7 protein-coding genes are annotated in these 11803 nt (G+C 56.8%); 3 read left to right on the forward strand and 4 right to left on the reverse strand.

Annotation, left to right across the window (positions count from 1 at the left end):
- Positions 1-34: 34 nt before the first annotated feature.
- From ACBR42_RS14585 to ACBR42_RS14595, 3 genes are all read left to right on the forward strand, one after another.
- Positions 35-3046 (forward strand): glycosyltransferase, encoded by a 3012-nt coding sequence (locus ACBR42_RS14585; RefSeq protein ID WP_371208486.1) that lies wholly within the window; start codon positions 35-37, stop codon positions 3044-3046.
- Between the two features lie 417 nt (positions 3047-3463).
- Complete coding sequence (locus ACBR42_RS14590; RefSeq protein ID WP_371208487.1) at positions 3464-6076, forward strand: glycosyltransferase; 2613 nt, start codon at positions 3464-3466, stop codon at positions 6074-6076.
- A 477-nt stretch (positions 6077-6553) separates the two neighbouring features.
- Positions 6554-7288, forward strand: coding sequence for an MgtC/SapB family protein (locus ACBR42_RS14595; RefSeq protein ID WP_243705405.1), 735 nt, complete (start codon positions 6554-6556; stop codon positions 7286-7288).
- Positions 7289-7371: 83 nt separating this feature from the next.
- Here the strand turns inward: ACBR42_RS14595 and ACBR42_RS14600 are convergent, their stop codons facing one another.
- Genes ACBR42_RS14600 through ACBR42_RS14615 form a run of 4 tightly spaced genes read right to left on the reverse strand, consistent with a single transcriptional unit; the run spans position 7372 to position 11591 of the window.
- A complete protein-coding gene (locus ACBR42_RS14600; RefSeq protein WP_371208488.1) occupies positions 7372-7659 on the reverse strand; it encodes a hypothetical protein in 288 nt (95 codons plus the stop codon).
- On the reverse strand, positions 7656-9107 hold the full coding sequence (locus tag ACBR42_RS14605) for a PepSY-associated TM helix domain-containing protein (RefSeq protein WP_371208489.1): 1452 nt from the start codon (positions 9105-9107) through the stop codon (positions 7656-7658). The genes ACBR42_RS14600 and ACBR42_RS14605 overlap by 4 nt, the downstream gene beginning before the upstream one ends.
- Positions 9104-9406 carry a hypothetical protein gene (locus tag ACBR42_RS14610; RefSeq protein WP_132306498.1) on the reverse strand — a complete coding sequence of 101 codons (303 nt, stop codon included), beginning with the start codon at positions 9404-9406 and terminating at the stop codon, positions 9104-9106. The genes ACBR42_RS14605 and ACBR42_RS14610 overlap by 4 nt, the downstream gene beginning before the upstream one ends.
- Positions 9390-11591, reverse strand: coding sequence for a TonB-dependent siderophore receptor (locus tag ACBR42_RS14615; RefSeq protein ID WP_371208490.1), 2202 nt, complete (start codon positions 11589-11591; stop codon positions 9390-9392). The genes ACBR42_RS14610 and ACBR42_RS14615 overlap by 17 nt, the downstream gene beginning before the upstream one ends.
- Positions 11592-11803: the final 212 nt, after the last annotated feature.

The raw sequence follows: 11803 nt of genomic DNA on the forward strand, positions 1-11803 counted from the left end.
GGTAGGGAAACGGAATTATTGATGAGGCTGAATAATGGATGACCCATACATCAATAGTTTCGTGCTGGAGGAAACCCGCCGCTATATCCTGACCTTAACCGGAAAGTATGAACAGCTTGCCCCCGTGGCGGGTGACGTGCCTGCCTGCCTGCGTCGGCTTCTGTACCTGCAGCGCACCCATCCCAGCGCGCATGATATCATGCTCGGCATCGGGCTGTGCCGTCTGGTAACGGGCGATCCGCGCGCTTCCGAAGCCTTGGAATTTCTGGCGGGTACCATCATATCGCCCGTTGCGCGGTTTTTTCTTCTCATGGCGCGGATCAGGGCTGGCGCGTACGACAATGCGTTTGTCGAGATGAAGTCGCTCCTGCGGGAAACCGCCGTGCTGTATTTCGATGTCTTCCATCGCCTGTGCGATATGGTTGTAAAGGCGGTCAGGTGTAACGGCTGGTGCGGTATGTTGCCGGACGGGCAGATTGTTGTCGGGGTCCGGACAAGACGCCAGCCATCCATTACGATCCGTACGGGCGGGAACGAAATCGCCGCATCCGTGTCCCTGCTGACGGATCAGGGGGAATACGCGGTCTGGAAGGTGGATAATGTTACCATCCCCCCTACGCTATGTCCGGTACATGTGCATTACAAAGGCAGGCAACTGGTCGGTAGTGGTCTGGAATGCAGGAGCATCTGGCAGTTTCAGGGCTTTGTTGAAGAATGTGCCGAAGGGATCAGCGGGTGGTGCCGCTACCCTAACAATATCGCGGCGGAAAACCGTCTGGTCGTGCGATCGGAGCGGACGGATGGGGTGATCTGCGAAAAAGTATTCGGGGTTGAGGATGCCGGTCAGTTATCCCCAGAACGCAGCCGCACGGAGTTCTGCATTACATGGGCTGATCTGGCGGATGGTGCTGCTGATCCCGTCAGGATAACGGACCCGTTCGGGCAGGATCTGTACGGAAGTCCCCTTACGCCGCAGGCGGGCGCACAGTATGCCCGCCATCAGGCGGAACGGGTCGCCATGGCCTTTCCGGCCGCCTGCCCGCCGGAAGCGCCTGCCCATTGCGTTCTTCCCTATCCGGCCCTCCATACGCCACGGTTTGCACCCCATTGTGGTAAAGACGTGCGTGATCCCGCGGTCAATCCGGTCGTTATCGTCATTCCCGTTTACAAGGGACTGAAAGTGACAAAGGAATGCCTGTCACTGGCCCTGAAATGGCGGGAAGCGGATACGCGGATCGTGGCGGTTAACGACTGTTCACCCGATCCTGCCATTGTCGCCTATCTGGAAAGTCTGGAAGGGCGCGAAGGTATTCAGGTCCTTCATAACGAACGCAACCGGGGCTTCACCTACACCGCCAATAGGGGCCTGCGCGAAGCGGGGCGCGATGAGGACGTTATCCTGCTTAACAGCGATACGCTGCTGCCCAGGGGGTGGGTTTCGTGCCTGCGGGCAACCGCGTACAGCGCGCCCGATATCGGCACGGCAACACCCCTGTCCAACGCTGCGACCATTTTCAGTTACCCACGCAATGACGGGCAGAATACCATTCCCCGTTATGACGAGGTGGAGGAACTGGCGGCCCTTCTTGCCGGGCTGGGGCGTACGGATACGGTGGATGTGCCGACAGCCCATGGCTTCTGCATGTATATCCGCGCGGAATGCCTGCGCCAGACCGGCGTACTGCGCGAAGACGTTTTCGCGCAGGGGTATGGAGAGGAAAACGATTTCAGCCGCCGCGCGCTGGCGCTGGGATGGCGGCATGTGGTGTGCCTGAATACTTTCGTGGGACATGTGGAAGGGCAGTCGTTCAGCGCGTTTCGTGGTGACCTCATGCGTCGTAACCTGCGTATACTGAACGGACTGCATCCGGGGTATGACGCGGTTGTGCAGGCATGGCAGAAAAAGGACCCGCTAGGGCCGTTCCGCCGTCTTGTTGACATGACCCGCCTGACCGCGGACCTGCGGGGCCGGACGACAGTCGCCCTCGTTACCCATAACCGGGGCGGGGGCGTGCAGAAATTCGTGCGCAGGCGTGCCGCGCAGATTACGGATGAAGGAAAACTGGCGCTTGTCATATCCCCGCTGACAGCAGAGGAAAAAGGCGTGCCGACACGCTGGCATGTCCTTCCCGCGACACTGGAGGACTATCCCAACATCCTGTGCGATACCGACGGCGACGCATTGCAGGACATCCTGCTTGCCCTGAACTGTGAGCGCATCGAGATGCACAGCTACATAGGCGCGGGTATTGCCGCAATCGGGCGCGTGGCGCGGTGTGGCATACCCTATAACGTCTATCTGCATGATTATTCGTGGTTCTGTCCGCGTATTACGCTTGTATCCTACAACAACATTTACTGTGGCGAGCAGAGCGAGGACGCATGCGGGCGATGTGTCCGTGACCTCGGTGCGTTGAATGAGGATGACCTGACCGCCAGTGACCTGCGTGATCGAAGCCGGGATATCCTGAACGGGGCGACGGAAATCATCGCATCATGCAGGGACGTGGCCGCCCGATACCGGCGGCAGATGGGTGTTTCCCCCATAATTCATCAATGGGAAGCGCCAACGGCGAATGAACGGATTGCCTTTCGTCCCAAACTGGACAGCGAGGTCAGGCGCATCCTGCTGATTGGCGCGATCGGGATGGAAAAAGGTTATAATGTCATCCTTAAACTGGCCCGTTATGTGGTGGAAACCGGCCTGCCGCTGCGGTTCGTGATCGTGGGCTTTACCTGCGATGATGAACGTCTGCTGGAAACGGGTGTTGTTGAAATTACGGGGCCGTACGGCGATGACGAACTGCCCGCCCTTATATCCGAACAGGGCTGTGACTGGGGTTTCCTGCCCGCGCAATGGCCCGAAACGTGGTCCTATGTCCTGACGGCGTTCTGGCGGCAGCAGATCCCCGTCGTGACGTTTGATATAGGCGCCCCCGCGCAGCGGGTAAGGGAATGTGGGGGCGGGATGGTCATTCCCCTTCATCTGCGCATGCCGGAACTGGCGGCCCTTCTTATGGACCCGGCGGTCTTTTCCGATGGATGAGATGAAGTGTTCGTACTGAAATATCCATAATGGAAACATTTAAAATAGCATCATATTTCAGGTAAGGTGGAGGATATTCTGGAACTTTCGGTAAAAAAAGACTGGTCAGAGTTTGATCCTGAATGGTACCGGCAGGAATATAACAGCCTGTGCGTTCTGGCCGTTCTGGAAAGCAGCGATGAAATATACGAATTCTATAAAACATGCGGGGTTCAGGTAGGCCATAGTCCCAACTGTTATTTTGATGAAATATGGTACCGCCGTTTTTATGATGATGTAGATCAGCTCATACAGGAAGGTGAATACCAGTCCGGATTTGACCACTACTGTAACGCAGGATACCGGGACCGGAATCCCAACCCTTTCTTCGACGAAAAATTTTATCGCGCGAACGAACTGAACCTATCTGATGGGGAAATGTCTTCCCACGGACTGAAAAACGGCTATGACCATTATCTGAATTATGGCGCACATGAACAGCGTGATGCGTCGTTCTATTTTTCCACGAAAACATTCATATCGGAAAATCCCGATTTTTTATTTGATGAACAGGATGGCCCTTTCATCGCTTTTCTGAAGTCCCGTCATCATCCCCGGACCATGCGGCGTCGCCTGTCATGGTATTTCGATCCGGCATGGTATCGTGAAACCTATCCCGATATGCAGGCGGAGCGGATATATCAGGAGCATCCCCTTGCTGAATATCTGGTCAATGCCGGGGCCTTAAGCCATGATCCCAACCCCTATTTTTCAGAAGAATTCTATCGCAGCAGCAACCCTGACGTTACAGCCGCCATCGACGCCGGTGTGTTCCACAATGCTTACGAACATTTCCTCAATTACGGCCTGACCGAGTTACGCAGGCCAGCACCGCAGGTCGATCTGGAACGTTACGCCAGGGACCCCGCCGTTGCCCATGATGTGCGCAGGCAGACCTATCCCACCGTTTTCGCGCAGTACGTGGCCCTTGCGGGTGCCTTGCCCCATGAATACAGCACGGAACAGGACGGTGAACTGGCCTGCAAGCGGGCCTTCATGCGCCTGGCATCTGTCTATGCGGCTATCGGCGGCCCAAAGTGTCCTGATTTTACGTGTGACGTACCCGATGTCAGCATCATCATGGTGGCCCATAATCGGTTTACCTTTACCATGACAGCCCTATCGACCTTACGCGCGCAATATGCGGGGGCCATGCAGGTCATACTGGTTGATAGCGGATCATCGGATGAAACGCGCGGTATCGAAAATAGCGTTAGCGGCCTGGAGGTCATCCGCACAGAAGAAAATGTGGGCTTCCTGCGTGGCTGCAATATGGCGCTGGAACGGGTCGTCTCTCCCTTCGTCCTGTATCTCAATAATGATGTGGCGATCATGCCGGGTGCGATCAGTGCGGCCCTGCGCAGGATGGGCATGGACCCGCAGGCGGGGGCGGTAGGGGCGCGGATAATCCGCACCAACGGCTTGCTTCAGGAAGCAGGCAGCATCATCTGGCGGGACGGGACAACGTCCGGATATCTGAGGAATGCGGAACCAGACCGGCCCGAAGCCAATTATGTACGGTATGTTGATTTCTGTTCGGGTGCTTTTTTACTGGTGCGGACAGAAATAGTAAAACAGATCGGGGGCTTCGACCCACAGTTTGCACCGGCCTATTATGAAGATACGGATTTGTGTGTGCAGATCCACCGGCTTGGATTCAGAATTGTTTATGACCCGGATGTTGTCATGGTCCATTATGAATTCGGCACCGGTGACCGGGCGGAAATAGATGGACTGCTTGAAAAGAACATAAAGATATTTTGTGACAGGAACAGGGACTATCTTAAATCAAAGCTGCATCGGGAAAATGTAAATATCCTGTCGGCCCGCTCATCCACACCAGATGAAAAACGCATCCTGTTTATCGAAGATTATATACCACAGCGTAGCATTGGCGCCGGTTTTCCGCGCTCCAATGATATAATCCGCACCATGGTATGCGATCTTGGGCTGCATGTGACGGTCTATCCCGTCTTTCCGCCCCGTACCCCGCCGCATGGGCGCTATCCTGACCTGCCTGACCGGGCAGAGGTGATATGGGACCGGGGCCTGGGCGAACTGGCGCGGTTTCTGACCGACAGGGCAGGGTATTACGACATACTCTGGCTGGCCCGAACCCATAATGCCGAAAGACTGCGGGAAATTATCAATACATGCCGCGATGCCCTTGGTCACTGCCGTATTGTTCTGGACACGGAAGCCGTGGCCAGCATGCGTGACATGGGCCGGAACCGGGTGCTGGGCCGGGAAAATCCGTTTTCCTTTACCCGTATGCTGCAACAGGAATTTCAGGCAACGGATTTTGTGGACCAGTTCATGGCGGTAAGTGAAACCGAGGCCAGTATTATTTCGGACCATCTGGGGCGTGACGTATCGGTTCTTGGACATGTCCAGCCACCACTGAATAACGGACCGCAATGGGCCGATCGTCGTGATCTGCTTTTTGTCGGATCAGTACAGAATGACGCATCGCCAAACTGGGATGCGCTTATGTGGCTGAATGACTGTATCCTGCCGCTGCTGGATACAGTATTGCCGCCTGAAATCCGCCTGCGGGTTGTGGGGCATACGGGGCCGGGAATTGATCTGGCGGCTGCACTGAGCCATTGGCGCATTGATGTTGTTGGCGCGGTGAAGGATCTGGCGCCCTATTATAACGCGCACCGTGTATTCGTGGCCCCGACCCGGTTTGCGGCAGGCATTGCGTATAAAATCCATGAAGCTGCTGCCCATGGCCTGCCGATAGTCGCAACGCAGCTTTTATGCGATCAGGTCGGCTGGATCAGCGGAACGGATATGATGACAGCCGCCATTGAAGACCCACAGGCATTCGCGCACGCACTGGTCTGCCTTTATAATGACGAAACATTATGGAAGCAGATACGCCGGAATGCGCTGCATCGGATATTTGTTGAAAACAGGCCGGATGTCTATGCGGACAGGATAAAAAGGATCATCTGCCCGGAAGAAAATAAAACGCAGCCTTTGTAAAATACAATATGTGACCCATTCGTTTCACGGTGCGTAAAACTGTTGGTAAGAAAATATTGACGGATTTCGGGTCAATTTCGTGCTGTCAGTTTGTCGCGCAGATGTTGTGTGAATGGTGTGGCTGCACCGGCCATATGTTGGCCTTCCGGAGAGGATGTTTGAAAAGTCTGTTCGGAAAACATCCAGAAAACATAAAGAAGTTTTTGGTGAAGCTTTTTTCAAAAAGCTTTGAAAGACATTGATTTTGTGAAAAAAGCGCACCAAAATATTTTCCTATCCCTTATCAAGTATTGTGTTTCAAACAACCCCCTATATGTACTGGTTTTTCGGACAGGAACAGTCCGGCGCAAAACAACTGACACTCTGACAGCAGGAAACGCAGGCATATACAGGATTTTTCAGAAAGAATCATGAACGGCGCAGCCTGCGGGGCGTTACAGACCCTTTATGGGAAGTCCGGGGGACCCGATCTCTGTGATGTGGGAAAATGTGCCGCAGCTTATGGATCTGTTTATCGCGTTCATACTGTCTGGCCTGATCGGACTTGAGCGGGAATATCGCCAGAAAAGCGCGGGGTTGCGAACATACTCGCTGGTCGGGTTATCGGCTGCCCTGTTCATGCTCATATCAAAACATGGCTTCGATGATGTGATTGCGAGCGAGAAGGTCATTCTGGACCCATCGCGTGTAGCGGCGCAGGTTGTTTCGGGCATTGGGTTTATCGGCGCCGGTGTCATTTTCATGCGCCGGAATGTGGTGCGCGGACTGACAACCGCGGCCTCGGTATGGTTGACGGCGGCCCTCGGCATGGCTGCGGGCGCGGGGCTGGTCCAGCTCGCCATTGCGACAACGGTGGCCTATTTCATCATCATGTTCGTCTTTCCGCTGCTTACGCGGAACCTGCCGCAGGCCGGTCGCAGTGCAACCCGGATGGAAATTTCCTACCGGGATGGCAGGGGCGTGCTCAGGCTTATTCTTGTAACCTGCACACGGCTGCGTTTCATCATCGATCACGTGCAGATCAACCAGAACGGCCATTACGAGGAACATTCCGAAATCGCACGGGGCCAGGAAGATGATTTTGACGACCGGCTTGTCACCCTGTCCATGCAGGTGAAGGGAAAGCGCCCGGTATCACATCTTATCGCCGCGCTGACGACTATTGAAGGCGTGCAGAAGGTGGGGACAATGGACGATACTGCGCTGGACTAACAGATATTGCTGTATTGAGCCGATCAGAAGAAAGAACGCCTCTGCACGCATGTCGCTCGGTCCCTGCCTCTGCGCAGGGATCGTTACCGGCGCGGCCCCCTCAGATCATTCAGCACGGTGCAGGCAAGGGCGGCCAGAACGATTTCAATACTGATCCATCCGGGCCACGTAATCAGGGCAATGACCGGGGCCTGTGCTGCGCGTAGCTGAAGAACAAGGCTCAGGACCAGCAGCAGCATGCCTGCTGCCTGAATACTCCGGCGCAGCAGGTGGGACAGGCTTCTGCGTAATATAATGTCGCTGCCCCGTATGGATCCGGCAGCCAGCAGCAGCATGCCGCATTGCCCGCAAAGGACTGCCGCAACCATCATGCCCGCCGCGCGGTCCGGAACGCCGCGTAGCCAAATGCCCCGCCCAGCATGAGGGCAACAATGGCCGTCCCGCGCATCACCACGTTCGTCCACGGCAGGCCAGACAGGGCTATGGCCAGACAGGCCAGCGCATTGCCGCCCAGAAGCTCTGGCCACGCGCGATCGGGCCGCCGGAAAAGGGCGAATGTAATGCCCAGCGCCCATACCGCAAAAACGGTCTGTACTTCCTGCGCGGCCCTGTTGGCCAGCGTAAGGGGAAGCAGACGGTTGGCAAGGAAATAGGTGGCGAAGGCCAGCGGTGTTCCGGCCAGTATTCCGGTATTCATGCGGCAGACAATACGCTGCCCCATGTGGGGCTGCTGACGCAGGCGCTTGAGGGTCCACAGGTGCATCCCGCTGCCGATAACGGCCGCAAGCGCAAGACCGGACAGAAAATAGAGCCACCGCGTAACCGCTGGCGCAAAACGTGCAACATGCAGTCCGTAAAGGAACGTGTAGAGCCGGATGACAGGGCGCGTTTCGGTGTGCGCGTTTATCAGTTGGCCCGTGGTCCCATCGAATGTCATGACCCCGGTGGTCGTGCTGACCGTATGGTCGTTACCGGCAATGACCGTGACAAGGGCGGCATGATCGGATGGATTGAAAATATATACCTGCTCGATGCCCGCCCCGCCGAAATGCCTGTCCGCTTCATCAAGCAGGGGACGGATGGGCACAAGATGTCCCGGCTGGCCACTGGCGGAGCGGGAATACAGGGCCGGGTTCAGGTCCGTATAGGATGCCATCATGTCATGGTGATAGATGGCCTGCGTACTCCACGGCAGCAGCAGCGATCCGAGCGTGACCGCACCCGTAAACGAAATCATGAGGTGGAAGGGAAGGGCTGCAACCCCCAGAAGGTTATGGGCATCAAGCCAGCTTCTGAGGCCCCGCTTCAGCCTGAACGTGAAAAAATCGGCAAATATGCGCCGATGGATGATGATGCCTGTCACAAGGCCCACAACAAGCGCAAGTGCCGCCATGGCCGCGATCAGCCTGCCCCATGGATAGGGAAGCTGTAGCTCGAAATGGAAACGGTAAAAGAACTCGCCCCCCAACGTGTCGCGCAGGCCCTCTGGGCTGCCGGTCTGCGGGTCCAGAATACGCTGGATATACGTGCCTTGCGCATCGGGCCATATGGCGGTCGGAAAGGGTGCTTCCGCTGTCGGGCTGGTTACGTACCACGCTGGCGCTGACGGTGCATTATGGGCCAGCCAGTCGATTGCCCGGCTGGTGGCCTCAAGCGGGTTAACGCGGGGGGGATCGCGTTCGGGATGCATCCACAGGGTGATGGCCTGACGGAAAACACTCAGGGAGCCGGACAGCGCAATGGCGAACAGCACCCAGCCGGTAACAAGGCCCAGCATGGAATGCAGCCATGCCATCGTGACCCGGAACGATCCCTTCATAACCCCCGGCCCGCGGCAAAGGCTATGATGGTGAAGGACACCATGCAGCCCGCAACCACCATCACCAGCCGCCAGATACCGGACACGCCAAACGCCGCCATGAACACGGTGGGCCATAGCAGCAGCCCGAACAGGATGCCCGCCATCGCCCCGTCAGCACGCGACAGGGGCAGCCACAGGGCAAGCGCCACCCCGCCCAGTGACGCAACACCGTACCCGCCCGCAAGGCCGACAAGGGTGCGCAGGGCGATATTCAGGCGGGGCCGCCGGGGTGGAACTGATTTACCAGGTGAAGCCAATGCTCGCCTGCGCATTCCGGCGCTCACCATAATAGCACCATTCCTGTCCATAGGATGCGTAGCTCAGGCAGTTTGCGATGTAATCCTTGTCAAACAGGTTACGCACACTGGCCGCGACGGTCCACCCATGCAGCGACGGGGAAAGGTTCGACAGGTCATAACGGGCGGATGCATCGAACACCGCGTATTGCGGCACCCAGACGCTGCCATAGCTGGCTTCGCCGCCATAGGATTTGTTGGAATAGCGCATGCCGCCACCGAAACCGAGCCCTTTTACCGGGCCTGAAGGCATGGTGTAGAACGCGAACAGGGAGGCATTGCCCGTCCCGGCCTGGATCAGCGGCTTGCCGGTTGAATCATCATGGACCTTCTGCACGCTGACCGCCGCCGTAATCATAAGGTTCTTGAACGGTTCGGCATGTGCTTCGAATTCGAAGCCGTCCGAATGTACTTTTCCACTTTCGGTGCTGTAGCCCAGATTGCCCACCGCGACCAGCACGTTGGTCTGTTCGATATGGAAGCCCGCCGCCGTGAACAGGAGTGACGTGCCCGGAAGCTGGTATTTCAGGCCACCCTCAAGCTGCTTGCCAAGGGATGGATTGGCCTGACTGAAGGTTCTGCCGCCATCGTTGGATACGGTGCCCGCCTGCGGCTGAAAGGATGTCGAGTAGCTGATATAGGGCGAAAGACCGAAGTTGAAATGATACAGCGCCGATGCGCGCCATGTGATCTGGCGGGGATTTTCATGTGTGGATGTATGGTAGATGTATTCGTTCTGCTGTGAACGGTACCAGTCATTACGCAGGCTGCCGGTCACGACCAGTCCGCGCCAGCGCATTTCATCCTGCGCATACATGCCGACCTGATGGGAATTGGTCTGGTAATTCACATACGGGCTCATGGTGGGGATCACCATGTGATAGTCCGGGTGCAGCACGTTCAGGTCGGGCGCAGTGCCGTAAAATCCCTGTTCGGATGCGCTCTGCTGCATGTAATCGAAGCCGAACATCATTGTATGCCGCAGCGGGCCGGTGCGGACATGCCCCTTGAACTGGCTGTCAAATGCCAGGTTGTGGGTATGTTCGTTCGTTCCGAAGGCGGAGCGGGCGAGCATGTCATTGCTTGTGTAATAACCATTATTATACACGCTGCGATATATGGTCTTGATGTCGTCATACCGACCGCGGCTGGTGAAGCTCCAGTCATTGTTGAAACGGTGGTTGAAGATATAGGTGATGCCACCCTGACGGCGGTTGAATTTCTCGAACGGAACGTCACCGTCATAGAAATCCCGTGGCAGGTATCCGTATGATGCGCGTTTGAGCGAACCCTCCAGCGGCGCGCCGCCATAGGTGCCATTTTCGGGGTCGTACTGGTAATTGCCCAGCAGTGTCAGCGTCGTCGGCCCATCACCGCCAAACGTGAAGGAGGGGCTTATGGAAAAACGGCGACTTCCCGTCTTGCTCAACTGGCTGTGCTGGCCGTTGACCGTGCCATACAGGCGGTAGCGGACAAGACCATCCTTCGTCGCATAGCCGCCAACATCGGCATCCACGCGATACAGGTCGAACATGCCGCCGGTCGTCGTGACGCCACCATAGAATTTCTGGTCGGTCGGCAGCTTGCTGGACAGGGCGACAAGGCCACCGGGGCTGGACTGGCCATACAGCGCGGATGCCGGTCCTTTCAGGATTTCGACCCTTTCCAGTCGCGACGTATCGGTCTGCGCCGTGGCATAGCCCGTGGGGCTGTCCTGTAGCTTCAGGCCATCAAGGAAGGTCGGAACCGTAAAGCCGCGCAGGGCGAACTGGTCATAGCGCGTGCCTTCCCCGCCGCCACGCAGGTCCGGTGTGATGCCCGCCGTGTAGCGCACGGCCTGATTGAGGCTGAGCACGCCGCGCACGTCCATTTCGTTCCGGCTGACAACGGTAACCGACTGGGCGGTCTCGATCAGCGGCGTATCGGATTTCGTGGCCGATGACGCCACCGTTGCGGGCCTGCGTGCATGCACTTCCAGCTTTTCAACCCGCCCGGCCTTCTCCCCCGACGGGGCGGTTGCCTGTTTCGTGCCTGTTGCATGTGTGGCTGTGTTCTGGTCAGCCTTGCGGGCCGGATCAGCCGCAAGGGCATTGCCTGTCACCATAAGCGAAAGGGGAAACACATAAAAAACCTTGCTGCGATACATGCCCGACCTCAGTTAGTGGCGTTGTCTGCCGTGTGGAAAGGGCTGCCTATCGTAAATGCGAATCACTTGCAACATATATCAAAACGTGGAGGGATCGAAGAACCGTCAATTGATGTGCGTGGCCCGTGATTTCTGGCTTTTGGCGATTTGATTGACGGTTTTTGCGCTGGCATCCGGTCTGCGTTTTGAGCAGATTGGGCGCTGTTATCCGC

Origin of the sequence: Komagataeibacter sp. SM21, from assembly GCF_041402665.1 — a bacterium.
Lineage (GTDB): Bacteria > Pseudomonadota > Alphaproteobacteria > Acetobacterales > Acetobacteraceae > Komagataeibacter > Komagataeibacter saccharivorans.